The sequence below is a fragment of the Prochlorococcus sp. MIT 1011 genome (assembly GCF_047305235.1).
Classification (GTDB): Bacteria; Cyanobacteriota; Cyanobacteriia; order PCC-6307; family Cyanobiaceae; genus Prochlorococcus_B.
In genome coordinates, this window is sequence record NZ_CP138983.1 from 598,494 (window position 1) to 624,185 (window position 25,692).

Sequence of the window (25,692 nt, forward strand, 5' to 3'; positions counted from 1 at the left end):
TAATTGCAGTATTAAGTAGTTTCGATTTAATCAATAAAAAAGCTGCAAATTTTTTGCAGCTCAGGTTAAAAATTTTGATTTATTTGAATTATATCAAATTCAAAGATTTTAAAGTTTAAGCAAATAAAGCTGATGCTATACCGGCAACAGCTATTATTATCCCCCCCCATTTGATTACAGGTTGATCCTTGTCATAGGTGTTTGATACAAGAATTGCGGCGAGTAGGATTTCTACAAGGTTCTCATTAATCATGGGTCGAAGCCAAAAAAGTATTTGTTGATACTGTTTCTAGCCAATCTTTATTCAATGGGCAACAAATATTAAGTTCTTGCTTGGCTAATTTCCCTAGGGTTAAAAAAACTATTTGTTTGCTTGTATTTCATAGCACTTATTTGAATTTAGGGGTTTTGTTCAATGTTTTAAAACCACTAAAGCAAATCATATATCCAAAAAAAGGCAAAAAAAAGCCCTCTAAAAGAGGGCTTTAAAAAAATCAAGTTAAAGACTTAACCGATTGCAGGTGCAACAAGAGCTACAGAAGTAGACTCAGCAGCTGCTAGGTCAAGTGGGAAGTTGTGAGCATTACGCTCGTGCATTACTTCCATACCAAGGTTTGCACGGTTAAGTACATCACCCCAGGTTGGTACAACCTTGCCTGAAGTATCAACTACAGACTGGTTGAAGTTGAAACCGTTCAAGTTGAACGCCATGGTGCAGATGCCCATAGATGTCAACCAAACACAAATCACTGGCCATGAAGCCAAGAAGAAGTGAAGACTACGGCTGTTGTTGAAGCTTGCATATTGGAAGATCAAACGACCGAAGTAGCCATGAGCTGCAACGATGTTGTATGTCTCTTCTTCTTGTCCAAACTTGTAACCATAGTTCTGAGAATCAAGTCCTGTGGTCTCACGGATAAGTGATGAAGTAACCAAAGAACCGTGCATTGCAGAGAACAAAGCACCACCGAACATACCTGCTACACCAGCCATATGGAATGGGTGCATCAAGATGTTGTGCTCAGCCTGGAAAACGAACATGAAGTTGAATGTTCCAGAGATTCCTAGAGGCATACCATCAGAGAATGAACCCTGACCGAATGGGTAAACAAGGAATACAGCGAAAGCTGCTGATACAGGAGCTGAGTAAGCAACACAGATCCATGGGCGCATACCTAAACGGTATGAAAGCTCCCACTGACGTCCCATGTATGCACAGATACCAATAAGGAAGTGGAAGATTACAAGCTGGTAAGGGCCACCGTTATATAGCCACTCATCAAGAGTTGCTGCTTCCCAGATTGGGTAGAAGTGAAGGCCGATAGCGTTACTTGAAGGAACAACAGCACCAGAAATGATGTTGTTTCCATACATGAATGAACCAGCTACTGGCTCACGGATACCGTCGATATCAACTGGAGGAGCAGCGATAAATGCAACGATGAAACAAGTTGTTGCCGCAAGAAGGCAAGGGATCATCAATACACCGAACCAACCGACATAGATACGGTTGTTGGTGGAAGTAACCCACTCGCAGAATTGTGGCCAACCTTTGAGCAACGAAGAACGCTGCTGCTGAATAGTGGTCATGAAAAAGAGCGTTAAGTATTTGCCCGAAAGAGCAATAAATAAGATCAGATAAAAAATCTGACAGACGGAATTTAGCTTCTAAATCAAAGATGTCGGATGGGTAAACTCACCAGATTTTTGCTGATAGCAATTAGTAAAGCTATTGGTGTGAATAATTTTTTCTTATAAGATAAGTTGCCTTGCTCTCTAATAGATTTATTGATAACAGTCAATAATAATTTAGGATTTCTTTTATGAATTTTCTTTTTTGATCTTCAATAATTAGTTTAGGTTAATCATCTCTGGCATTTTTTTGAAATATTCACGATAATTAATTTTTAATTTCAGTTTTCTAAAGTGTATTTAAATATACATATATAAGTCAATGAAGGACTTTAAAGCACTTTTTGTATTTTTAGATACTTGCTTATCGAATGACTTGAATCATATTTAAATCAGGTTTTTAGGTTGATATGTTTAAAAATTATCAACCTAAAAAGGGATATGATGAATACTTTTCTTCAGAGGATTTTTTACCGAGATCTTCATTAGAGCCTTTACTTTCGTCTTTAGGCGAGATGGGTTTAGATCAATTGAACATAAGTCATGGAATAGCAAGGAAGCTTCTTCTTCGCCATGGAGCAACTTTTCGTCTCAATGATTCTGGTAACAGAGATTCTGAAAGGATCCTCCCTTTTGATCCTCTTCCAAGAGTAATTGGTTCTTCAGAATGGTCAGATTTAGAGAGGGGACTTATACAAAGACTCGAAGCAATAGATTTGTTCTTAGCTGATGTCTATGGAAAACAACAAATAGTTAAAGATGGAATTATTCCAATAGATCTCATTGAGAGCTCCGATGGATGGCGACCTCAGATGAAGGACATTGTTCTACCCTTAGGGAAATGGTGTCATGTTTCTGGACTTGATCTTATTAGAGATGGAAAAGGCGAGTGGCTTGTTTTAGAGGACAATCTTCGCTGCCCTTCAGGTGTTGCTTATTTCTTGGAAAATAGGTTAGTTATGAAAAGGATTTTTCCGAGCCTTTTTAATGGAAGAGTTGTCAGGCCTATTGATGATTATCCTTCATATTTGTTGAAATCACTCCAGGAATTAGCAGTTTGGACGGATACTCCAAAAGTTGTCCTATTGACTCCTGGAGTTTTTAATAGTGCATATTTTGAGCACAGTTACTTAGCTCAACAAATGGGAGTTCAATTAGTTGAAGGAAGTGATTTAGTTTGTCAGAATCAAAATGTTTATTTGAAAACTACTTCTGGTATTAAAAAAGTTGATGTAATTTATCGTCGAATAGATGATGATTATTTAGACCCTAAGTTCTTTAGAAAAGATTCAATGCTGGGGGTTCCAGGTCTTATTGATGTATTAAGAAAAGGTCGAGTGGCCATAGCAAATGCCCCTGGTACAGGTCTAGCAGATGACAAATTAATTTATACTTTTGTGCCTGAAATGATTAGGTATTATCTAAAAGAGGAACCAATAATTAATAATGTTAAAACATATGTTTGTGCGAGATCAAGTGACCTTGGCTTTGTATTAGAAAACCTTGATAAATTAGTTGTAAAAAGTGTATCTGAAGCAGGCGGCTACGGAATGTTAATTGGTCCACATTCATCCCAAATAGATATTGATAAGTTTTCAGCTAAAATAAAAGCTAATCCAAGAAATTATATAGCGCAACCAACATTGGATTTATCTACAGTTCCATCCCTTAGCGATGGGGAAGTTTACCCCTGCCATGTCGATTTAAGACCCTATGTACTTAGAGGAAAGGGTACTTGGGTAAGCCCTGGCGGGTTAACAAGAGTAGCCTTGAAAAGAGATTCTTTGATTGTTAATTCATCTCAAGGAGGAGGCTGCAAAGATACTTGGGTCGTTAGTAAATAATTAAAATGCTACTTAGCAGAGTCGCTGAATCACTTTATTGGATTAACAGATATCTTGAACGTGCAGAAAATATTTCTAGATTTGTTGAGGTAAGTGAGTCTATGGCACTAGATTGTCCTCCTGGGAGCGCAGAGCCTTGGTTGCCTTTAGTCGACGCAAGTGGAGATAGAAAGAAGTTTGATGAAATTTATATACATAAGACTCCTAGTGATGTAACAAATTTCCTTATTAAAGATAGAGAAAATCCTAATAGCATTTTAAGTTGTATTTGCATGGCAAGAGAAAATGCTCGTCAAATAAGAGATGTTATTACCTCTGAAATGTGGGAACAAATTAATAGTTTATATTGGAGTATTCAAGAAGGTGAGGTGATCTGGCTTCAACCTGCTCAAGAACAATTATTTGAAATCAGAAGAGGTTGTCAATTATTTTATGGAGTCACTGATGCTACTTTTAGTCATGATATTGCGTGGGATTTTAGTAAATTAGGAAGATTAATTGAGAGAGCTGATAAAACTTCTAGGATATTAGATGTAAAATATTTTTTACTTTTACCAAATCTAAAAGAACTTGGAGGAGCATTGGACGAACTTCAGTGGATTTCTTTATTGCGATCAGCGGGAGCTTATCAAATGTTTAGGATATCTGAGCAAGGATCAATAAGCCCAAATGCAATTGCTAGCTTTTTGTTATTGGATCCTATCTTTCCAAGGTCAGTTAGATTTTGTCTTGAAGGTATCAAAGAATCTTTAGTGAAGATTCAAAACTCTCCTATATCTGAAAAACCTAATGATCTTGAATGTTTAATAGGATTATTGCTCTCAAAATGGAGCTTTGTAAGAATCGATCACTTAATCAAAGATGGCTTACATGAAGCTATTGATAGTCTTCAAATTGATTTAAATAAGTTGCATGATCTCATACATGGTATTTATTTTAGAAATGATAAAAGATATGATGTTGAATCTTTAGAAGAATGAAAAAGAAAATAATTCATACATTAGTTTATACTTATGAAACCCCTGTATCACTTGAAGAGCATTTAATTTGTCTTAAACCAAGGTCTAATAGTTTTCAGGAATTATCTAAATTTGATCTTCAAATTATACCCTCGTCAAACGATATTTTTCCTTTTCTTTCAGAAAATGGAGATGATATCTTTAAAGTGATTTTTACTGGTTATACAAATTCTCTTACCATAAAAGCAGAAAGTGATATAGAAACAAAGATTCACCCTGATTTATATAAGTTTAAAAATGAATATGACTTAAGTTTGCCTTTTAAAATCGAATCTAATAATTCATTGATTGGATTTATTAAAGGATGGTTTCCTAATGGTCAGCATGATCCAGCCGCTATTAAAATTGCCCAAGAGGCTTTAGTCGGTATAAATAATAATGTATTGGATTTTTTATATCAATTAATTGAATTAATTAAAGATAGAGTTAAATATACTCCAAGGCATATGGGGCCAGCATGGACTTCTGGAAGGACTCTGAGCGAGAGAGTTGGTTCTTGCAGGGATTTAGCAATATTGTTGATGGAAACTTGTAGATGTGTAGGTATACCAAGTCGTTTTGTCAGTGGATATCAATTTATGGAACAACCTCCTGATAAATATGAACTTCATGCATGGACAGAGGTTTTTATACCTGGTTTTGGATGGAGAGGTTTTGACCCAAGTGGTTTCGGACTTATTAATCATAATTATATTGCTTTGGCTTCTTCTTCAAAGTCTGAATTAGTAGCGCCAGTAAGAGGGAGTTTCGTGGGAACTTCTAAATTAAAAAGTGAACTAAAGTGGAACATTGAGATCACTTGATATAGAAAAATAAAGTTACTATTCGAAGGAGATCTATTTCCATAACGTATTATTGTTATTATTAAAGAAATGATTATAGTTAATCTAGTCATGTTTCATCAATAGATGACTAAAAGTCAGTTTAATATAAAGATCTCAAAAGACTTATTAATTAGAGTTAAGCGGCAGGCAATGATGTCGGGAAAGAGTCTAACAGAACATATTACTGATTTGGTTACCAATTCCTTGTCTGATGAGGATATTCAAAATACTCATTTATCTTCAGTTGGTAAGATTAAAGAACTAGAAAAAAGGTTATTATCCTTAGAATCAATAGTGAAAAATCGGGAATACTTAAGTGAAAAGTTGAAACCATTTACTAATTCTGAAGCCATCAATTGTACAAAATTTATGAGAGGTGTTTTTTATAAAGAATTACAAAAAAGAAATTTTGATAATAAATCGGAGGCATTTGAGGATTTTCTTCAGTCAGTTCAAGTTTATGATGAACTAAATAAGTCCTTTTCTGATCGATTGAAAGAAATAATGCTTAGCGATAAGCCATCTCCTTGGACCGGAGAAGAACTTAATGAATTAACTGGTAAGGATAAATGTAATTGTTTAATTAGAAAAGGCTTAATTAATTGGACTGGGAAAACAGAGTGCCCTTCTCAACAGGAAATATGTGATAAAGGAGAGGAATTACTATCTTTATTTTGAGAGGAGATCAAGCATCTTTTATAAGCTTTTCGCTTATCTCCCATAATTTCTTTCTTGAAGCTTGATTTAATGCTTTTGGAGCATTTCTACATATTTTTGGGAACCCTCTGAAGTTAAATCTAGGCCCATATTGTTCTCCCCCTTGAGCGCTAGATAATGTAGCTGCTGATATTTGAGGCAGTGCTCCCATTTTTGCGCTTTGAAACATTGGATCCATCAATTTATAAGCAAGTCCCTCTTGCCATGATTGATTAGCCTCAACCGACTTTGGCTGTAAATTTGTACGTGCAAATCCTGGGTGAGCGAGTAGTGAAGATGTTTGTGAATTTCTTTCTTTAAGTTTTAAATTGAGCTCCAACCCAAACATTACGTTTGCAAGTTTGCTCTGCGCATATGAAGCCCAACGATCGTATTTAAGATTTCCTTGAAGATCTTCCCATTGAATATTTCCAAAATATTGAACGCCCGAGGTTACAGTAACTACCCTGGAATTATTTTTTTCTTCAAGCAAAGGTAATAATTCCAACGTTAAGCTCATGTGAGCAAGATGATTAACCGCAAACTGTATTTCGAAACCTTGCTTACTCAAAGTCTTTGGCGGGGCCATTATTCCAGCATTATTTATTAAAATATCTAAGGAATTAAATTTATTTTTAATAGATTCAGAAAATCTCTTTACGTTGTTTAAATCGGATAAATCTAATTTAACTAGTTCAATCTTCCCAGAGAAGTTAAATTTTAAAAGTTCTTGCTTGGCTTTCTCTCCTTTGAGTAAATCTCTGCAACACATTATCACTGTTGCACCCCTTTCTAGAAGGAATTTAGAAGTTTCATAACCAAGCCCGCTATTTGCACCAGTGATTAAGAATACTCTTCCATTTTGATTTTTAATTTCATTAAATCTAACCATGGTTGTTTACAAGTTTGTACTTACTATAATTGCATTTTGTTTTATTTGTGGTATATGTATTTTATTAGATTTAGATATTGTTAAGTTTATAATATGAGTTTTTAAATTTATAAAATCCTGACTTTGCATAATTCCAATACATAAGATCATCATCTCTATAAATATAATTAAGAATCATTTGATTTTGATATGCATATTTATTTATCAAATCTAGGTTGTGTCCAACTCCTGGGTAGATAACATCAACAAGAATTTGACCACGCAAATATTTTCTTATGTCATTTGATTTTAATACTTCTGAGTTTGGGATTAAATTACTTATTTTGTCAATTAAGCCTCGTTTGAATTGACTTGCTTTCTCACTTAGCTCAAATTCATTATTGATGACGTCATTATACAATATATAAACTTTCGAGTATGAATTAAATAACTTAGATCTGTTCATTATATTCATATCATTATCAAACATTAGTAGAATATTACTATTAGTGAAACTTCTTTGAACTGGAAGTTTATTTGATTGATGTTGACTATTTTTGATGATATTAATTTCGTTTGATATGCTAATTGGAGTATCTCTGAATCGATTATTTGAGTACTTGTCGATGTTTTCTTTAGATGCTAAGTAAGGCTTCTTGTTCGTATGCATTCCAGCCACCCATCTCCAGCTAAGGGTGTTTGATGAAGCATCCCCATCTAGTAGATTTTTCATAAAAAGCCTCGCTCCTAGTTGCCATGGGTGTCCCAAAGTGAAAATCCATATACTTCAAACCACATCCTTGAGTGATTATGCAAATAGTTATTTTCTCTAAGCTCCTCTATCCATGTATCAAAGCAATTTATACCTGTCTTGCCATTTATGGCAGAACTAATTGAGTTTGAATTACTTGAGTTTTCTTTGAAATTTATATATTCAAACCATATTGATTTGTAATTTTCTAGGTAACCCTTCCAATAGATCCTCCAAAGGATTTCATCAGTGTATTTTTGTTTCTTATCATACTTTTTTAATTTTTCAATTATGTCGTATTCGTAAAGGATTCTGTGAGATGTATATTTAGAAATCTGAGAAACATTAGTCCTATTTTCGATCCCATAATCGTAATTTCTTAGCTGATGCTAAGAATGAAGGTGATTGAAAATGAAATTATCTAATAAATCATTAGCCTCTTCAAAAATGTTCATATGAGTATTTAATTTATTATTGAAGTTTTTTTAATGCTTTTATAGCTTCTTTTATATGAGCTGGACCATTTAAAAGGTCTTCAAATATATGTTTTATTATTCCTTCGGAATTTATTATATAGGTTACTCTTCCTTCAATGAATCCTAGCTTTTTCGGTACTCCAAATTGATTTCTGAGAATATTATTTTGATCGCATAGTAATGGATACTGAAGTTTGTTTTTATTTGCAAATCCTAGATGACTTTTAATACTACCATTGCTTATTCCCCACACCTCAGCACCTAGAATTTTGAAAAGATCATATTTGTCTCGGAAGCCACAGGCCTCGATAGTACAACCAGGTGTATCGTCTTTCGGGTAGAAGAACAAAACTAGAGACTTTTTCAGTTTATTTGAAGTTCTGATGTTCCCGTTTTGATCTTTCAAAGAAAATAATGGAATTTGATCACCAATTTTCAGCTTCACTCTACCTAACCAAATTAACACTATACAAAATTAACTTCTTTTTGAGAGTACTCTTTTGGAGTAAAAACAACACTTAGACAAAGTTAATAGAAATTTAGTCGTTTTAAATATCTTAGTTTAAATTATTAATTTAGTTTAGACATGAACGCATTAGCATTACGCCTGTGGTTCATTTTTTTATTAGGGTCCATTTTTTCTTCTTCTACATCTTTCTGAACAGTAAATGACATTATCCCAGTCTTTAGCCCATTTTTTTCTCCATTGAAAATCTCTAAAGCAAATCGGGCAATTTTTTATCAATTTGAACTTCACTTTTGATTGGCTGACTTGAACCTTATCTTCTTGTTAGGGAAGCCATGCTTTAATTTCCTTCCAGTAACTCTTTTTCTCCACAATTTAAAAGAAGATGTTTTTAAATTCGATCTCATTAGATGAATAACTTCTCTCTCTTTGAGATTGAATTGAAAATCGATCGCATCAAAAGGAGTCCTATCCTCCCATGCCATTTCAACAATGCGATCAACTTCAGCCGGAGTTAGCTTCTTAAGTATGATTTGTATTGATTCAAAATTAGTTAAACCTTATAACAGATTTTTAATTGTATTGGTACGTATAACCCTAAGAATTTTCTTGGATTTATAAAACTCCATTGCCAATCAATTTGTTTTGGATGTATGAAATGAATTATTTATACTCACACTCATGATTGATTTTTGTTATGACATTAATTGTTGATAGGAATTGAAGTCGAAGTTCGTTTCTCTGTCAACATCGGAAGAGTGCTTGCGCTCTTCCAACATCAAAAAAACTGTATTAATAGTTAAGTTGAACTTATCTGTTTCTGTATTTGGAGATAATCAGCTTATCCTGTTTGTTTTTTGTATAAATAGTCACTACTTTTGCTGTTAAGTTTTACTTATGTACCAGTATAAAATGATGTTAAATTATTAATCAATGGTTGTTTGTTTAGGTTTTTGATAGTTAAAAAGTCTACTAACTTGTAGTCTGGAAAATATATATTACCCCCTGTTTTATATGCAGACCTATGGAAATCCAGATGTCACCTACGGGTGGTGGGCTGGTAATTCAAGGGTTACTAACCGCGCTGGAAAGTTTATTGCAGCCCATGCAGGTCATACAGGCCTAATTTCATTTGCTGCAGGAGCTAGCACTCTTTGGGAGCTAGCTAGGTTTGATCCGTCTATAGCCATGGGGCACCAAAGCTCTGTCTTTCTAGCTCATCTTGCATCTATTGGAATTGGATTTGATGATGCAGGTGCTTGGACTGGAGCCAATGTCGCTTCAGTAGCAATTGTCCATATTATTGCTTCTCTTGTTTATGCAGGAGGAGCTCTTTCACACTCTTTGCTCTTTGATGGGGATTTGGCTGATGGGCCAGGACCTACTACTCAAAAATTCAAGCTTGAATGGGACAACCCTGATAATTTGACATTTATATTGGGTCACCATCTTATTTTCTTCGGGGTAGCTTGTATTGCTTTTGTTGAATGGGCTAGAATTCACGGAATTTATGACCCCGCAATAGGAGCTGTTCGACAAGTTGAGTACAACCTTAATTTGACCAATATTTGGAATCATCAGTTTGATTTCTTAGCTATTGATAATCTTGAAGACGTTTTGGGCGGCCATGCGTTTTTAGCATTTGTTGAGATAACTGGTGGTGCATTCCATATCGCAACTAAGCAGGTAGGAGAATACACACCATTTAAAGGAGCTGGGATTCTTTCTGCCGAGGCCGTTTTGTCTTTCTCATTGGCAGGTATTGGTTGGATGGCGATTGTCGCAGCATTCTGGTGTGCAACAAATACAACTGTTTATCCTGAACCTTGGTTTGGAGAGCCTTTAGCTTTGAAATTTGGAATTTCTCCCTATTGGATCGATACTGTAGAGGTAAGTGAGAGCACTGCATTAGCAGGTCACACCACAAGAGCTGCTTTAACAAATGTCCATTATTATTTTGGATTCTTCTTCTTACAAGGTCATTTATGGCACGCTATTCGTGCATTAGGCTTTGACTTTAGGAGAGTTACAAATGCTGTTGCTGGTTTAGATAGGGCACAAATCACTCTTAATGACTAACTGATTTAATTGCTTGGATATTCAATAAAAGCCCCGTAATATTTTGCGGGGCTTTTTATTTATTTAATAAAATTGATGAGATTTATCAAGGATTCTTAAATCCGATCTGGGACTGGTTTTGTAAGGAAAATCAACGGATAATACAAGCTCTATTATTGATTTCATTTGTGTATTAAATAAAGACCTTTTACGATTTCAAGCAAATTAATGGGAGTAAATGTAAGGTAGGTCGAATTTCGACTTCAATTTCCTCAATTATGCAGTCCTACGGAAATCCAGACGTCACTTACGGGTGGTGGGTTGGTAATTCTGTCGTAACAAATAAGTCAAGCCGATTTATTGGCTCGCATGTTGCTCATACAGGATTGATTTGTTTCGCAGCTGGTGCAAACACACTTTGGGAGCTCGCTAGATACAACCCAGATATTCCAATGGGACACCAGGGGATGGTGAGTATTCCACATCTTGCTTCTATTGGTATTGGATTTGATCCAACTGGAACAGTATTTGATGGCACATCAATAGCCTTTATCGGTGTATTCCATCTGATTTGCTCAATGGTATATGCGGGTGCAGGTTTATTGCACTCTTTGATCTTTAGCGAAGACACCCAAAATAGTTCAGGTTTGTTTGCTGATGATCGTCCTGAGCATCGTCAGGCAGCAAGATACAAGCTTGAATGGGATAATCCAGATAATCAGACTTTTATCCTTGGTCACCATTTGATTTTCTTTGGTGTTGCATGTATATGGTTTGTTGAATGGGCCCGAATTCATGGGATTTACGATCCTGCAATAGGAGCTGTTCGACAAGTTGAGTACAATTTAAACTTGACCAACATTTGGAATCATCAGTTTGATTTCTTGGCTATCGATAGTCTTGAGGATGTTATGGGTGGTCATGCATTCTTAGCATTTGTTGAAATAACAGGTGGAGCATTTCATATCGCTACCAAGCAAGTAGGCGAGTACACCGAATTCAAAGGAAAGAACATTCTTTCTGCTGAAGCAGTTCTTTCATGGTCTCTAGCCGGTATTGGTTGGATGGCAATTATTGCAGCTTTCTGGTGTGCAACAAATACAACTGTTTATCCAGAAGCTTGGTATGGAGAAACACTAGCTCTTAAATTTGGCATATCTCCTTATTGGATTGATACCGCTGATATGACTGGAGTTGTTAGTGGCCATACTTCAAGAGCTTGGCTTACAAATGTTCATTACTACCTAGGCTTTTTCTTCATTCAAGGTCACCTTTGGCATGCAATACGTGCTTTAGGCTTTGATTTCAAGAAGGTTACTGATTCAATTAGTAATCTTGATAACGCTAGGGTTACCCTTTCTGATTAATTATTGGGTTTTAAAAATTCCAATAAAAAAGAGCCTCGTCATATGATGAGGCTCTTTTTTTGTGATAAAAAAAATTAGTTTTTAATTTTCTTTAGTTTTTGTAGTTTTCAGGCTTGGCCCAAGGATCGATTCTTTTTGAATCATCAGAATAATAGAAGAATTGAGAAGCTCCAAATACTGCTCCAAGACCACAAAGAGCTGCAGCTATATTAAATCCACCGGATGGTTTGATTAAACCAATATCTGATGGGTGTGGAAGCTGAGTGGCAAAATCAAGAAGGTGAGAAAAATCAATCATTGAGTAAAAAAATTGTTTTTATTGTTAACCCAGGTGGCCACTATGCCAAACCCGTGTTTGAGGATATTACATTAATTTGAGAACTAACATTGAAAAACAAAATTTTCTTAGTCATTTAAAACCCTTTTGGTCGTGATTTCTTCTCAGGAGAGATACCATCATCAATTTTTGCCTTTGGCCTGTAATTTTTTTGAAATAGATAAAAAATAACTGCTAAAAGACAAACTCCAAGCAGAACAAACCAAATTATTGTTGCTATATAAGGAAGTCCATGAAGGTCTTGTAGCTCAAGTTGTAAAGCAGATTTCATTTTTGATATTTAAATTTTTCTTTAGTATTTCAATGAAAACCTAGTTTAGTCGCGGGTTAAGCCAATTTAAAGAAAAAAAACTTTACTACTTCTGTATAAGACCTTATTACTAATAGTAGTTTTTGAATTGAGCTGCCTGTAAGGTGTGGTCACCGTATTACGCCAAAAATCTTAAATCATGCAGACCTACGGAAACCCGGATGTCACCTATGGTTGGTGGGCTGGAAACGCTGGGGTTACTAACAAATCTGGTAAATTCATTGCTGCTCACATTGCGCATACTGGGCTAATAGCCTTTGCAGCAGGTGGAAGTACTCTTTGGGAATTAGCAAGATATAACCCTGAGATCCCCATGGGTCATCAGAGTTCTATCTTTCTTGCTCATTTAGCTTCAATTGGTATCGGCTTTGATGAGGCTGGTGCTTGGACAGGAGTAGGAGTCGCTTCTATTGCCATCGTTCATTTGGTTCTCTCCATGGTTTATGGAGCCGGTGGTTTATTGCATTCAGCGCTATTCGTTGGCGATATGCAAGATTCAGAGGTTCCACAAGCTAGAAAGTTCAAGCTTGAGTGGGATAACCCCGATAATCAGACATTTATTCTTGGACACCATTTGCTTTTCTTTGGTGTTGCATGTATATGGTTTGTTGAATGGGCACGAATTCATGGAATTTATGATCCTGCAATAGGAGCGGTTCGACAAGTTGAGTACAACCTTAACTTGACCAATATTTGGAACCATCAGTTTGATTTCTTGGCTATCGATAGTCTTGAGGATGTTATGGGTGGTCATGCATTCTTAGCATTTGTTGAGATCACAGGTGGAGCTTTCCATATTGCTACCAAGCAAGTTGGTGAATACACCAAATTCAAAGGAGCTGGTCTTCTTTCAGCAGAATCAATTCTTTCATTCTCTTGTGCAGGTATTGGTTGGATGGCTGTTGTAGCTGCTTTTTGGTGTGCTCAGAACACAACAGTTTATCCTGAAGCTTGGTACGGAGAAGCTTTGATCTTGAAGTTTGGTGTTGCACCTTATTGGATTGATAGCGTTGATCTTTCAGGAGGTCCTGCTTTCTTTGGTCATACAACAAGGGCTGCTCTAGCAAATGTTCATTATTACTTTGGATTTTTCTTCCTTCAAGGTCATTTATGGCATGCTTTAAGGGCTATGGGATTTGACTTTAAGAAAGTTCTTAAAGAGCCTCTTCCAGCTCAGCTTTATTGATTTAATCAAAAACAAAATAATTTTTAAAGAGGAGTTTTATCTCCTCTTTTTTTTTGCAATTTTTTTCTTTTAATTTCGATCGATTTAAAAAAAAATTATTCGATTTACAACGTTGAAATTTTTTTATCAAATATCGTTAGATCATGTGGATTGAGATTTTTTGAATGATTAGTCGAGAATTTCGAGTATTTAAATTAAGCTATAACTAGACTTTCGAAGATTTCTACTATCTCCTTGAGACAATATCTCAGCTTCTATAAAATTGTTTTAATTATTGAAATGGGAAAAAATAGTCAAACTAAATAACGACCTCTAACTATTTTGCACATATCATTTCAGCAGCGTGTAATCTGCACGCATATTTCGCCTGTATCGCTTAAAAAATTATGCAGAGCTATGGAAATCCAGATGTTACCTATGATTGGTGGGCTGGTAATTCTGTGGTCACCAACCGCTCAGGCCGATTTATAGCCTCCCATATAGGGCATACAGGCTTGATCGCGTTTGCGGCTGGTGGAAGCACACTTTGGGAGCTTGCCCGCTATAACCCTGAGATCCCAATGGGGCATCAGAGCTCACTATTCTTGGCTCATTTGGCTTCAATTGGAATTGGTTTCAATGAGGCAGGTGCATGGACAGGTGTAGGAGTAGCTGCAATAGCTATTGTTCATTTGGTCTTGTCAATGGTTTATGGAGGAGGAGCTCTCTTGCATGCAGTCTATTTCGAGGCTGATGTTGAAGAAAGCGAAGTGCCTCGCGCTAGAAAATTCAAACTTGAATGGGAAAACCCCGATAATCAAACTTTTATTCTTGGTCACCATTTGTTTTTCTTTGGTGTCGCATGTATATGGTTTGTTGAATGGGCGAGGATACATGGCATATACGATCCTGCGATAGGTGCAGTTCGTCAGGTTAATTACAACCTAGACTTGACAATGATTTGGAATCGACAGTTCGATTTCATTGAAATTGATAGTCTTGAAGATGTTATGGGTGGACATGCTTTCCTGGCTTTTGCTGAATTGACTGGAGCAACTATTCATATGGTTGCTGGTTCAACTCAATGGGAAAACAAGAGACTTGGAGAATGGAGTAAATTCAAAGGAGCTGAATTACTCTCAGCTGAAGCAGTTCTTTCATGGTCTCTCGCAGGTATTGGTTGGATGGCAATTGTGGCTGCTTTCTGGGCTGCAACTAATACAACCGTATATCCCACAGAGTGGTTTGGTGAACCATTAAAATTACAATTCACCGTAGCCCCCTACTGGATTGATACTGGAGACCTTTCTGATTCCACAGCATTCTTTGGTCACTCAACTAGAGCAGCTTTAGTGAATGTTCACTACTACTTTGGTTTCTTCTTCTTACAGGGTCATTTCTGGCATGCTCTTCGAGCTTTAGGATTTGATTTCAAGAAAGTTGGTGATGCTATTGGTAACAGCCAAGGTGCAACTGTTAGAGTTGAAGGTGTAGGTTTCAACGGAAGAGCACCAAGATAAATTCAAATTAGAATAAAAAAATACCTCCCTATGGGGGGTATTTTTTTTGGTTTTTTCTGAAAAAAAGTGTTTTTTTGGTAAAAAAAGACAGATACCTATAAAGACCTCTAACTATTCTGGTAAAAACAATTCCAATAAGTGTAAGGTATCAAAAATTTCGACTTTAATTCCTTAATTATGCAGACCTACGGAAATCCAGACGTCACCTATGGGTGGTGGGTTGGTAATTCTGTGGTGACCAATCGCGCAGGTCGATTCATAGGGTCACATATAGGCCATACAGGTCTTATTTGCTTTGCAGCAGGTGGAAGCACTCTTTGGGAGCTTGCTCGCTACAACCCAGAAATACCAATGGGACATCAAAGTTCCATATTCCTTGCTCATTTAGCTTCTCTTGGTATTGGCTTTGATGAAGCTGGTGTATGGACAGGAGCTGGTGTGGCAACAATTGCTATTTTCCATTTAATTTTTTCAGCTGTGTATGGAACAGCTGGATTAGCTCATTCACTCTTGTTTGATCCGGACTTGAAAGATGGTCCTGTCCCTACCACTAAAAAATTCAAATTAGAATGGGACAACCCAGATAATTTGACATTCATTCTTGGACATCATTTGATTTTCTTTGGTGTTGCAAATATTTGGTTCGTTGAGTGGGCAAGATGGCATGGGATTTACGACCCTGCCATAAGTGAAATCAGAACAATCTTCCCTGGATATGGAGATTTTGGAATGGTTTACGGACATCAGTTTGACTTCCTAACCATTGACAGCCTTGAAGAAGTAATGAGCGGACATGCATTCTTAGCATTCGTTCAAATAAGTGGTGGTGCTTGGCACATAGCTACAAAACAACTAGGGGAATACACTGAATTCAAAGGGAAAGGATTGCTTTCAGCAGAAGCAGTTCTTTCATGGTCTCTTGCTGGTATTGGCTGGATGGCAATTGTTGCTGCATTCTGGTGTGCACAAAACACAACTGTTTATCCAATTGATTGGTATGGAGAGCCTTTAGCTTTGAAATTTGGAATTTCTCCTTATTGGGTTGACACAGGAGATGTCTCAGATAGCACAGCGTTTTTAGGCCATACAACTAGAGCCGCATTGTCAAATGTTCACTATTACTTTGGATTTTTCTTTATTCAAGGTCATATCTGGCATGCTCTTAGAGCTATGGGCTTTGATTTCCGTCGTGTTGTTGGATCAGTAGCTTCTCTAGCAACAACTGAGAGTTAGTAGATTCAAGCTCAAATTTTAATCAAAAAGCCTCATCAAATTTGATGAGGCTTTTTTTTTTTTTTTGATAAAAATCTCTAATTAAAAATCACTCTGTTTTTATATCAATATTTCTCGTCATTAATTGAATCTTCAGATGGATTTACGGATTCGATAGTTGGGAAAGTTTCAGTCTCAGCAGTTAGTTCAGGCTCAGCAGTTAGTTCAGGCTCAGCAGTTACTTCAGGCTCAGCAGTTAGTTCGGGCTCAGCAGTTAGTTCAGGCTCAGCAGTTAGTTCAGGCTCAGCAGTTAGTTCAGGCTCAGCAGTTACTTCAGGCTCAGCAGTTAGTTCAGACTCAGCAGTTACTTCAGGCTCAGCAGTTAGTTCAGGCTCAGCAGTTAGTTCGGACTCAGCAGTTAGTTCGGGCTTAGCAGTTACTTCGGGCTTAGCAGTTACTTCGGGCTCAGCAGTTACTTCAGTTTTTGACTCGGTTGATTCATCTTTCAGTTGAGTTGGTTCTTGATCTAATTTTGATTGAATTAGATCTTTAACTATCAAAAAAAGCTTTTTAAAGTTTGAGAAGAGTTCTTTTGAATTTTCATATATATCTTTGAGAATGCTTTTAATCTCTTGGGCTTTTTCACCTTTGTTGAAAAAAAGCAAGGCGGAAACTACTGATACTGAGATTAATATGAAAATAAATAGGGTAAGCATTTTTTTATCAGTTAGATATCATTAAGATCGCTTTTTATTCTGATCCTATCAAGTGTTTATTTACATTGAACAACGAAATTAGGCTTTCCCTGCTTAAAATATCTTTTTGTGAGAAATTTAATTTTTTATGAATACTGTCAAACTTACTATTTTTTTCGATGGTGGATGCCCCTTATGTAAAAGAGAGGTTTATTTCTTGCAATCAAGAAATCAAAAGGAATCTCTAAGATTTATTGATATTAATAGTTCGGATTTTTCTTTAGATCTTGAAAACGGAATTACCTATAGACAAGCGATGGAGAGAATCCATGCCTTAAAAAGCGATGGCTCAGTAATTAAGGACATAAAGGTTTTTCAAGAGGCTTATGATTTGATTGGCTTGGGTTGGATTTATGCTCCAACAAGATTTCCTGTACTTGATAAATTTTTTGAATCTATATATAAATTATGGGCAAAATATAGATTGAAAATAACTTTTCGACCTTCTATTGAAAAGTTATGTTCTGATAGGGGTTGCGATATATATTGACTATTTATAGTAATAATTATTTTGATTATAATTTTTTTAGATATGAAATTTTAAAACAGTAAACTTACTATCCAAATGTTGAACTATTGAATCCCCAATTTGAGGCTTTAACGTCGATAAATTCAATATAAATTCTATTCGTATTTATATTTGTTTTAGATGCAATTAACTCGCATAAAGACTTGCTCATTGAGGAGGGACTTAGTGAACCAATTGATTTAACCTTAATAAAACAGCATGGTTCATCGGACCCAGCAAATGTCATTTTGGTATCTCTTTGGATCATGGTCATTACGTAATTTTCAGGTTTCCCAGTTAGATCAGCGACCATTGTTGAGATATCTTTTTGGAGTAAATCATCATTTTCCACAACACTTTTGGAGGATGTGTTGACTTGAATGAATGGCATAAGTTAATAAGTCTTTGAGAGATATTAATACTGAATGTGAGATTGATTTTTCAAAAACCTAGAAAGATCCATCCACTCTTCATTTGGAGTCACTGTAAGCAATATTTTTAAAATCTTAAAAAAATAGAAAGATCCTGTTAATTTTTCAGTTATGGCCTCAATAATATTGTTTTTCCAGTAACTTGACAGGGTCTTAATTCGAAAAATGAATCAGAATTATCAAGCTATTGTTCAAGAAGATAAAGAAGATATCAATTCGAATGATCAGACCTTTCTATTAGGTGGTGCTTTGATATTTTTTAATGTATTTGTAATGTTATTCGTAGGGTTATACTGGATGAACCCTGTAATGCACGAATTCATCTCTGGAAATCCTCTTTTGTAAAAATACCAGATATTCCTTTATCCCCTTACATTAATTTGTCTTATCAATGCATATAAAATCCTTAAATAGGGGAGATAATTGCATTAATCAAATGGATTATCATTTTTACTCATGAATTTTGATCTTCTTTTTTCAAAAATAATAAAATATCTATTGAGCTTTTTAATCATATTTTTTGGTGTGAATCCAGCCTTCGCTGGAGCTAATGTGGCGGTTAAGGGTGAGGGAGATGAGGTCCCAAGCTACGTTCGATCAGATATCACTGGATTTAATTTTCATGGCGAAGACTTGCATCTTTCTTCAATAGCTGGAGCAATGGCAAGAGATGCTGATTTTAGTGATGTTGATCTTCATGGAACAACATTAACTTTGTCTGATCTCAAGGGCTCAAATCTTAATGGAATAGACCTTACTGATACTCTTTCTGACAGGGTGAATTTTCAGAAAACAGATCTTAGAAATGCTGTTTTGATAAATATGATTGCCTCCGGCAGTAGCTTTGCTGGTGCACAAATTGAAGGAGCTGATTTTACTTTTGCAATTCTTGATAGTGAAGATCAGAGAAATCTTTGCAAAATAGCGGATGGTGTAAATCCAACTACTGGAGTTTCTACTAGGGAAAGTCTTGAATGTGTAGGAGATAAAGATTCATATAAACCTGCTATGCCTTCAGCTTAATTCTGAGAATACCCATAAAAGATTTGTTATAAAAAACAAGAACTAGTTGCAATTTTATTTGTTTTTGGTTTTCTTTATATAAGAGTCTTCTTTTATCTTGAAGAATTTTTGGCCACATCGACCTAATGTAAAAGGGTTTTCAATTCAAAATCTTGCTCGTAAATATCGTACAAAGATTTCTGGCGGCACTTCTAATGAAATTTCAGATCAAATTTTAGATGATAAGAATTTAATATCTATGAAAGCAGAAGGTAAAAGAAGTTCAATCGCTAATCTATCTATAGAAAGAATCCATTGGGCTAATAGAGATTTTTCAGAATATAAGGAGGCTGCTTAATTTTTATTTTCTTGAAGAAATATTTTTTGCATCTTGTATATTTTTAGTAAGAGGAATTGTTGATAAAACAAAAGAGATAACAAATAATAAAGTAATACTAACAAGGCTCCAGAAAGTTAGATTAGATAGCTCTAACTCTCCAAATGATACTGTTATGTATAAATCCAATTTTAATTGACTGATAAGTTACTATTATAATTTTAGCAATAATTAGATTTTTTATAATTATTACTTTTAATATTTAGACATATTTTTTCTTGCCATCAGCACTTATTTTGTAAATTCCTCCTTTTGGTCCAACGAATAACATTTCGCCATTGATTTTTGATTTACCAAATTTACTTAATCTTGATCTATGAATATCTGCTTTTTCTCTTAGCTCATCCTCTGAATACCATGTCCCTATAGGGATATTCTTAGAAGGGTCAAGTAAAAGAGAATTTGTAAATTCCTCTGAAATCCTTTTTCGACGAACATTTATATTTTTGAACCTTTTCTTAAATCTTTCCATTAAACTTCTTCTGTTAGAAAACTTTTTTCTCTTATTTGAAATTAAGAATATACATATAAAGAATATTATTGAAAATATCAGGATTAACTTCACTATGAAAAATATAATCTAATACAATTAAAGCAATTTCTAGAAATAAAGCCAGCTGATTGAAAACTATAATATTGATTTGTCTTGACTTGGACTTTTTATTTTCTCTTGATAATTAAATCGAAGCCTAGATCGGTTTTCTTTGAAAGTATTTCTCTTTTAAAAATACCTTTTTTAAATAAACTCATAATTATTATTATTGATTCAAGAAAAAGAAAAATAATTGAAAATATTAGGATTATAAAATTATTCGTAATCGAATTATTATTTTTTGTACTTATATTCTTATTGTCTTGATTTTTCATTTTAGTAAGGTCCGTAATGTGTTGAGCATTCAGCCCCACAATAGGCACCTATCTTAATCGCCTGATTTAAATTTAGATTAGCGGAGAGGGCAGTAGTAACTCCTCCCGCAAAGCAGTCGCCACATCCATAGGTGTCTATTTCTTTTGAGCTAGGTGTAATTGATTTGTAGCTTTGTTTATAAGGAAAAATTGTTCCGCCTGATTTCCCTTTTGTTGCTATATATATATCTGGTTTGGGTATGAGTTCATCATGATTTATTTCCTCGCCAGGATCAAGAGCGCTACCAATTAATGCATTGATTTTTACTTTTGAATTTTTTAAGGTCTTTTCACCTGTTCGAGGCGTTGCAGAAAGAAATTTAGCTTGTCTGGCAAGTCTGATTCCTTCCTTATCTGTAGCGGTAATAAAAATACCATCGTAATTTTTCATCTCATTCCAAGGAAGATTATCAGAAGCGATTGGTTGTAATCTGTCTCCAATAACTGTAATCGCTCTTTCTCCATCCTTACTAATCAAGCTAATACCCTTTCTAGTTGGTTGTTCACGCCAAGCAACTTTTAAATTTAAACCAAGTTCGGTAAGTCTTTCATAACATTTCTCACCAAAACTGTCTTTGCCTAGTGATGTGATTAAATCAACAGGACCATTTATTAATCTTGACATCTGAACAGCTGCGACTGCTGCTCCGCCGGCGGGTTCCTCAAAGCAATCTTTTGCATGAGAGATATGTCCTGCCAATGGAAGTTGGTCGACTTTTAAGAATGTTACCCACTCAACATGACCAATCACAGCTAATTTAAGTTTATGGAGGTTAATTATTTCTTTGTGCAAGTCAATTTCCATTCTTAACTAATAATGTTATTTCTAATATAGTTAGTTAAGTTCATTGATAAAACTATGATATTTTTTTATTCATAAAATAGACAAAGTTTCTAATAGTTCTGATATATTGTTTTGGATAAAAAAATTCTTATGATTAGACAGATTAAATGGTTGAAATGGATTTATTTATTATTGGCTATATTAGGAGCTATCTTACCTACACTTGCAAATATTGAATTTGCGAAAAGCTATGGACCTTTTTTTGACATTCAATTATTTATAGAGTTAGCTAATAATAATCCAGCCTCCCAATCCCTATCTAGAGATCTGTTTGTTGGCTCAACAGCTGTCTTTGTTTGGATAATTTCCGAATCCAAGAGACTAGAGATGAAGAATCTATGGGTAGTAATATTAACTACATTTACAATCGCATTTGCCTTTTCTGCACCTCTCTTTTTATATTTAAGAGAATTAAGAATAGAAGAAATGAATAGTAACTAAATGAATTTAAAAGGACTAGATGGTTTTATTTAATATTCTTAGAAATAGGTACTAAAATCATACAAATAAGACTGAAAACTAACCATAATTGAAAAGCTGTATCGTAATTATCAATTAATTTGCCAGCCATCCATGGAACTGTTAAAGAACTAATTCCAAAACATTGAGAATATAAAGCTATTGTTCTTCCACGATATCTCCTTGTAGAAGACTTTATAATTGCATCTGAGGCAGATGGTAGAAATATGCATAGAGAAATTGTTAGAGGTATGAAAGCTAAAAGTATTACTAAATATCCATAAAATAATAAGTTAGAAAGAGATAATAAAATAAAACTTATAAAAAGTAATATTAAGCATAATCTAAATTTAAAAGATGAACTTTTATTCCTTAACATATAACCAATTGGCCATTGAAAAATTGCAATTAAAACAAGCTTAAATGTTACTAAGCTGGCAACTTTTTGCTCTGTTAATGGTGGCCTTATTATCCCTCCATTTGCCAAATCTAGTGGTAGAATGCTTTGTAATAAACTCATTACTCCTGTTACAAATAGAGCTATTAATAATAAAGGAGCTAAATTTATTATCCATTTTGTATTTGATCTCATATCTATACTTTTGTATTTTGTTTCTATTTCATCTTTTGTACACAACTGATTAAGATTCTTATGTAACTTCAGCTTATTAATTAGGATACTAAATATGTATAACATGCAAATAATGTCTATAAGATATATTGCTCTTGCTAGTTCAAAGTATGTTCCAAGGGTGCCTGCAAAAACCCCAAAAGTAACACCAATTGCATCAGCACTTCTTGCAAGCGAATAACCTTCACTTGAGTTGATTTCATTATTGCAATTCAATGGGACTGCTAATTCTGCTGAAGGCCAATAAATTCCCGCGGCTGCCCCTAAAAAAAACTGACCACAAAGATAAGTAATATAATTCTGCGAATAAAAAAGAATAAAATCAGATACTATTGCTACTAAACATGCAGCTTTAATTGCTTTTGCATAGCTAAATTTTTTGTCGAGTAAATATCCTGTTCCAAATCTTGACGTTATTCCAGCAAATGCAGCAATAGTGATCCCACTTCCAATTTGTTCAGCAGTAAAGCCTAAAGTATTAAAAATTATTGGACTTAAATACAATACCCCGCCTGCTCCTATCGCTGTCCATAAACGAGCCTTTATGATTAATCTTAAGGATACTGGGAATCTTTCCCAATAATTGCTAACACTAGAAGTTGAGAACAAATTCATTCATTAAAAAATTAGTTGTTCTTGGAACAGTTGGAAGCTTACTAGCTCCTTATTGTATTTATCCAAACGTTAAAGCAGCAGAGAGATTTGAAATTCATTTTGATGGAATGTCTATTCCAATTTCTATCAAAGAATTGGTTGATTGGAGTCAAGGTTCAGAGGAAACAAATTCAGAATTGGCCAGTTGGCTCAATTTACTTGGCTTTAAAGAAAGGAAAGGGTTGGCAAATTTTTTAAATACACCTTTGGTAAGAGATAAAAGTATGGCAAGACAAATTTTACGAAGTTGGTCTGGTCGCAAATTACTTGATGAAGTAAGTGATCTAATCCTTATGGATGAAGACAGCTCTGGTGAAAGTGTTCTAGATACTTTGGAAAACCTTTTAAATAAAAAGGAGGAGGTGACAACTTTTGATCTTTTAAATTCACTTTCTGTTAAAGCAATAAATATTGATTTGGATGGATGGATTGAAGTTGCTAAAAATTGGAGAAGTGAATTAAATAAACAACAAAAACTTATATCTGATTTGGGGACAATTAATGAAATAGCAGTCACGAGAGAGGAAAGCAATTTTTTACCTTTTGAGATTAAAGAAACTGAATATAAATTGATTTCCTTAATTGTTCCTCATCGAAGTGAGCCTTTAATTTTAGAGGTATGGAATCCTTCCTTTAGAGAGGAAAAAAGAGAAAATTGGATTTTGCTAATGCCAGGATTAGGAGGCGATCGTAATCATTTTAATTGGCTGGCAAGAAGTCTTAGTCATAATGGTTGGCCTGTTGTTGTCATTGATCATCCAGGTAGTGACTCGTTAGCATTAGAAAATTTGCTCAAAGGTAGACTTCCTCTTCCTGGTGCTGAAGTTATCCCTGATCGATTGAATGATATCGATAGTGTTCTTGAGGCAAAAGAATTGGGCAGGATTGATATTTCAGTTGAGAAAGTTGTATTGATGGGTCATTCCTTAGGAGCGCTCACTGCTATTTTGGCTTCAGGAGTGAAAGTAGATGATCAGCTTGAGAATAGGTGCCAGAAGGTACTTGATAATCTTTCTCTTACTAATTTATCTTCACTTTTGCAATGTCAGTTAGTTGATATTACTTTGCCAGATAGAAAAAATATGGAAAATCTTTCATCTATCATTGGTATGAACAGTTTTGGGAGTTTTTTGTGGCAAAAGGATTTAGTTAATCAAATAAATATTCCTCTTTTTCTTACTGGAGGAACTTTTGATTTGGTCACACCATCTATTAGTGAACAACTCGGATTATTGCTTTCTTTGAGTTCTAGCCCATTGAGCAGAGTCCTTTTGATCGAGGGGGCTAGTCATTTTTCACCTATTAGAGTAGAGGGGCAGATGTATCAGTCAGAAGGTAAGGATTTATTTAATCTAGGAGAATCAATTGTTGGTTATCACCCACTTTCTGTACAGAGTTTATTGTCTTTCGAGATAATAAACTTTTTAGAAAAATTAGAAGAGAAAAAATCAATTTCTTCATATACTAATTTAACTAAAGATGAGCTGAAATTCCACATTTTAGACAGAACTATAATTGAAAAACTTATCAATATTCAATAGCTGACTCTCGGGTCAATATATGCAATAGCAATATCTACTATAACACTAATAATTACAACAAGACTTGATATTACGACAACTATCCCTTGCACAACTGCATAGTCCCTTTGATTAATAGCCTCTTGGAGTCCAAGTGCAATACCAGGCCAGGAGAATGTTATTTCAATTAGAAGGGCCCCACCAATTAAAGAAGAAATTGTTAATCCAGTAATTGTCAATATGGGTAGTAATGTATTTGGTAAAGCATGCCTAACTATTAATCTAGTTTCATTTATGCCACGACTTTTAGCCGCTTCAATATAATCTTTTTTTAAAACCTTCTCCAAGTTTAGTCTTAAAGAACGACTGAATATTCCGCTTAATAATATCCCTAGAGTGAGTGAAGGTAATATCAAATGTTTAAAAGAACTAAAAAATATTTCAAATTTATTATTTAGAAGACTATCTAAAAGTAAAAACCCAGTAAAGGGAGGTGGAGGAGTCAGACCAGGAGGTAATCTTCCACCAATGGGTAGCCAACCTAGTAATACGGCAAAAATTATTTGAATTAGCATCGCTGCCCAAAAAGGAGGAAGAGCATAGGTGCCAATACCAAAAAGCCTTCCCAAAAAATCTATTTTCCCCTCTGGTTTAACTGCACCTAAAAAACCAATTAAATAACCCACTAATGATGCTATTAATATTGCAAATATTGCTAATTCCATACTTGCTGGAAGAGCTCTAGAAATAATTACTTTTACAGGTTCTTGCGTGTTTAACGAGATTCCTAGATCTCCATGCAATAAGTGATTTATATATTCAAGGTATTGATTAATCAAAGGTTTATCTAATCCAAGTTTCATTCGTAAACTCTCTCTTGCAAATTCATTAGCACGAGTACCAAGAATTGCATCTACAGGGTCGCCTGGTGCGATTCTCAGTAATATAAATACTAAGCTTGAAATGATCCAAAGCATAACTGGCAATAGAGCTAATCTCGAAAGGGTATATTTGAAAAGTTCTTTTTTAGTTGCCAA

30 protein-coding genes are annotated in these 25,692 nt (G+C 34.9%); 15 read left to right on the top strand and 15 right to left on the bottom strand.

Annotated features, from left to right (window positions below; all coding sequences use genetic code 11):
- Positions 1-115: 115 nt before the first annotated feature.
- Positions 116-253, bottom strand: coding sequence for a hypothetical protein (locus SIB75_RS03280; RefSeq protein WP_413684053.1), 138 nt, complete (start codon positions 251-253; stop codon positions 116-118).
- Positions 254-507: 254 nt separating this feature from the next.
- Entirely contained in the window at positions 508-1,590 is a 1,083-nt protein-coding gene (gene psbA / locus SIB75_RS03285; protein WP_413683101.1) for a photosystem II q(b) protein, read from the bottom strand.
- Positions 1,591-2,042: 452 nt separating this feature from the next.
- Here psbA and SIB75_RS03290 point away from each other — a divergent pair, with 452 nt between their 5' ends.
- The 4 genes from SIB75_RS03290 (at position 2,043) to SIB75_RS03305 (ending at position 5,997) form a co-directional block, all read left to right on the top strand.
- On the top strand, positions 2,043-3,476 hold the full coding sequence (locus tag SIB75_RS03290; RefSeq protein WP_413684054.1) for a circularly permuted type 2 ATP-grasp protein: 1,434 nt from the start codon (positions 2,043-2,045) through the stop codon (positions 3,474-3,476).
- 5 nt (positions 3,477-3,481) lie between these two features.
- Positions 3,482-4,456 carry an alpha-E domain-containing protein gene (locus tag SIB75_RS03295; RefSeq protein WP_413684056.1) on the top strand — a complete coding sequence of 325 codons (975 nt, stop codon included), beginning with the start codon at positions 3,482-3,484 and terminating at the stop codon, positions 4,454-4,456.
- Positions 4,453-5,298, top strand: a complete 846-nt coding sequence (locus SIB75_RS03300) for a transglutaminase family protein (protein ID WP_413684058.1) — start codon at positions 4,453-4,455, stop codon at positions 5,296-5,298. The genes SIB75_RS03295 and SIB75_RS03300 overlap by 4 nt, the downstream gene beginning before the upstream one ends.
- A gap of 105 nt (positions 5,299-5,403) precedes the next feature.
- The gene (locus SIB75_RS03305; protein ID WP_413684060.1) at positions 5,404-5,997 is read left to right on the top strand and encodes a hypothetical protein; all 594 of its coding nucleotides are present in this window, start codon (positions 5,404-5,406) and stop codon (positions 5,995-5,997) included.
- Between the two features lie 7 nt (positions 5,998-6,004).
- On the opposite strand, the gene SIB75_RS03310 is transcribed toward SIB75_RS03305, so the two are convergent.
- The 5 genes from SIB75_RS03310 to SIB75_RS03330 all read right to left on the bottom strand — a co-directional run bounded on the left by SIB75_RS03310 (position 6,005) and on the right by SIB75_RS03330 (position 9,064).
- Entirely contained in the window at positions 6,005-6,907 is a 903-nt protein-coding gene (locus SIB75_RS03310; RefSeq protein WP_413684061.1) for an oxidoreductase, read from the bottom strand.
- Between the two features lie 70 nt (positions 6,908-6,977).
- Positions 6,978-7,619, bottom strand: coding sequence for a hypothetical protein (locus SIB75_RS03315; RefSeq protein ID WP_413684063.1), 642 nt, complete (start codon positions 7,617-7,619; stop codon positions 6,978-6,980).
- Positions 7,620-8,108: 489 nt separating this feature from the next.
- Entirely contained in the window at positions 8,109-8,558 is a 450-nt protein-coding gene (locus SIB75_RS03320) for a peroxiredoxin (RefSeq protein ID WP_413391209.1), read from the bottom strand.
- Positions 8,559-8,738: 180 nt separating this feature from the next.
- Positions 8,739-8,870, bottom strand: a complete 132-nt coding sequence (locus SIB75_RS03325; RefSeq protein WP_413684064.1) for a DUF2256 domain-containing protein — start codon at positions 8,868-8,870, stop codon at positions 8,739-8,741.
- The gene (locus SIB75_RS03330; RefSeq protein WP_413684065.1) at positions 8,867-9,064 is read right to left on the bottom strand and encodes a TIGR03643 family protein; all 198 of its coding nucleotides are present in this window, start codon (positions 9,062-9,064) and stop codon (positions 8,867-8,869) included. Before SIB75_RS03330 ends, SIB75_RS03325 begins: the two co-directional genes overlap by 4 nt.
- A gap of 529 nt (positions 9,065-9,593) precedes the next feature.
- Between SIB75_RS03330 and SIB75_RS03335 the strand changes: the two genes are divergently transcribed.
- Together SIB75_RS03335 and SIB75_RS03340 are read left to right on the top strand one after the other, a co-directional pair.
- Complete coding sequence (locus SIB75_RS03335) at positions 9,594-10,658, top strand: chlorophyll a/b binding light-harvesting protein (RefSeq protein WP_413684067.1); 1,065 nt, start codon at positions 9,594-9,596, stop codon at positions 10,656-10,658.
- A gap of 257 nt (positions 10,659-10,915) precedes the next feature.
- Positions 10,916-12,004, top strand: a complete 1,089-nt coding sequence (locus SIB75_RS03340; RefSeq protein WP_413678270.1) for a chlorophyll a/b binding light-harvesting protein — start codon at positions 10,916-10,918, stop codon at positions 12,002-12,004.
- Positions 12,005-12,095: 91 nt separating this feature from the next.
- Here the strand turns inward: SIB75_RS03340 and SIB75_RS03345 are convergent, their stop codons facing one another.
- Positions 12,096-12,302: a hypothetical protein gene (locus tag SIB75_RS03345; protein ID WP_269610939.1), complete on the bottom strand. Its 207-nt coding sequence runs from the start codon at positions 12,300-12,302 to the stop codon at positions 12,096-12,098.
- A 115-nt stretch (positions 12,303-12,417) separates the two neighbouring features.
- Positions 12,418-12,612, bottom strand: coding sequence for a hypothetical protein (locus SIB75_RS03350; protein ID WP_413684069.1), 195 nt, complete (start codon positions 12,610-12,612; stop codon positions 12,418-12,420).
- 178 nt (positions 12,613-12,790) lie between these two features.
- Here SIB75_RS03350 and SIB75_RS03355 point away from each other — a divergent pair, with 178 nt between their 5' ends.
- The 3 genes from SIB75_RS03355 to SIB75_RS03365 all read left to right on the top strand — a co-directional run bounded on the left by SIB75_RS03355 (position 12,791) and on the right by SIB75_RS03365 (position 16,569).
- Positions 12,791-13,837, top strand: a complete 1,047-nt coding sequence (locus tag SIB75_RS03355; protein WP_413684071.1) for a chlorophyll a/b binding light-harvesting protein — start codon at positions 12,791-12,793, stop codon at positions 13,835-13,837.
- A gap of 386 nt (positions 13,838-14,223) precedes the next feature.
- Positions 14,224-15,336: a chlorophyll a/b binding light-harvesting protein gene (locus tag SIB75_RS03360; RefSeq protein ID WP_413684072.1), complete on the top strand. Its 1,113-nt coding sequence runs from the start codon at positions 14,224-14,226 to the stop codon at positions 15,334-15,336.
- A 177-nt stretch (positions 15,337-15,513) separates the two neighbouring features.
- Entirely contained in the window at positions 15,514-16,569 is a 1,056-nt protein-coding gene (locus SIB75_RS03365) for a chlorophyll a/b binding light-harvesting protein (RefSeq protein WP_413684073.1), read from the top strand.
- 104 nt (positions 16,570-16,673) lie between these two features.
- On the opposite strand, the gene SIB75_RS03370 is transcribed toward SIB75_RS03365, so the two are convergent.
- Complete coding sequence (locus SIB75_RS03370) at positions 16,674-17,264, bottom strand: hypothetical protein (protein WP_413684075.1); 591 nt, start codon at positions 17,262-17,264, stop codon at positions 16,674-16,676.
- A 127-nt stretch (positions 17,265-17,391) separates the two neighbouring features.
- On the opposite strand from SIB75_RS03370, the gene SIB75_RS03375 reads away from it, so the two are divergent.
- Complete coding sequence (locus SIB75_RS03375; protein WP_413684077.1) at positions 17,392-17,793, top strand: thiol-disulfide oxidoreductase DCC family protein; 402 nt, start codon at positions 17,392-17,394, stop codon at positions 17,791-17,793.
- 67 nt (positions 17,794-17,860) lie between these two features.
- Here SIB75_RS03375 and SIB75_RS03380 read toward each other — a convergent pair whose 3' ends face one another.
- On the bottom strand, positions 17,861-18,202 hold the full coding sequence (locus SIB75_RS03380) for a phenylpyruvate tautomerase MIF-related protein (protein ID WP_413684078.1): 342 nt from the start codon (positions 18,200-18,202) through the stop codon (positions 17,861-17,863).
- A gap of 205 nt (positions 18,203-18,407) precedes the next feature.
- Between SIB75_RS03380 and SIB75_RS03385 the strand changes: the two genes are divergently transcribed.
- From SIB75_RS03385 to SIB75_RS03395, 3 genes are all read left to right on the top strand, one after another.
- Positions 18,408-18,587, top strand: a complete 180-nt coding sequence (locus SIB75_RS03385; protein WP_413684080.1) for a hypothetical protein — start codon at positions 18,408-18,410, stop codon at positions 18,585-18,587.
- A 111-nt stretch (positions 18,588-18,698) separates the two neighbouring features.
- Positions 18,699-19,265: a pentapeptide repeat-containing protein gene (locus tag SIB75_RS03390; protein ID WP_413684082.1), complete on the top strand. Its 567-nt coding sequence runs from the start codon at positions 18,699-18,701 to the stop codon at positions 19,263-19,265.
- 97 nt (positions 19,266-19,362) lie between these two features.
- Positions 19,363-19,602 carry a hypothetical protein gene (locus tag SIB75_RS03395; RefSeq protein ID WP_413684084.1) on the top strand — a complete coding sequence of 80 codons (240 nt, stop codon included), beginning with the start codon at positions 19,363-19,365 and terminating at the stop codon, positions 19,600-19,602.
- Between the two features lie 241 nt (positions 19,603-19,843).
- On the opposite strand, the gene SIB75_RS03400 is transcribed toward SIB75_RS03395, so the two are convergent.
- Positions 19,844-20,113 carry a hypothetical protein gene (locus tag SIB75_RS03400; protein WP_413684085.1) on the bottom strand — a complete coding sequence of 90 codons (270 nt, stop codon included), beginning with the start codon at positions 20,111-20,113 and terminating at the stop codon, positions 19,844-19,846.
- A 396-nt stretch (positions 20,114-20,509) separates the two neighbouring features.
- The gene (locus SIB75_RS03405) at positions 20,510-21,352 is read right to left on the bottom strand and encodes a PfkB family carbohydrate kinase (protein WP_413684087.1); all 843 of its coding nucleotides are present in this window, start codon (positions 21,350-21,352) and stop codon (positions 20,510-20,512) included.
- A 129-nt stretch (positions 21,353-21,481) separates the two neighbouring features.
- Here SIB75_RS03405 and SIB75_RS03410 point away from each other — a divergent pair, with 129 nt between their 5' ends.
- Positions 21,482-21,832, top strand: coding sequence for a DUF2834 domain-containing protein (locus SIB75_RS03410; protein ID WP_413684089.1), 351 nt, complete (start codon positions 21,482-21,484; stop codon positions 21,830-21,832).
- Positions 21,833-21,857: 25 nt separating this feature from the next.
- On the opposite strand, the gene SIB75_RS03415 is transcribed toward SIB75_RS03410, so the two are convergent.
- Positions 21,858-23,096, bottom strand: a complete 1,239-nt coding sequence (locus SIB75_RS03415; protein WP_413684090.1) for an MFS transporter — start codon at positions 23,094-23,096, stop codon at positions 21,858-21,860.
- On the opposite strand from SIB75_RS03415, the gene SIB75_RS03420 reads away from it, so the two are divergent.
- Entirely contained in the window at positions 23,081-24,676 is a 1,596-nt protein-coding gene (locus tag SIB75_RS03420; RefSeq protein WP_413684092.1) for an alpha/beta hydrolase, read from the top strand. The genes SIB75_RS03415 and SIB75_RS03420 overlap by 16 nt on opposite strands.
- Here the strand turns inward: SIB75_RS03420 and SIB75_RS03425 are convergent.
- Positions 24,670-25,692: an ABC transporter permease gene (locus tag SIB75_RS03425; RefSeq protein ID WP_413684094.1), complete on the bottom strand. Its 1,023-nt coding sequence runs from the start codon at positions 25,690-25,692 to the stop codon at positions 24,670-24,672. The two genes, SIB75_RS03420 and SIB75_RS03425, sit on opposite strands and share 7 nt — an antisense overlap.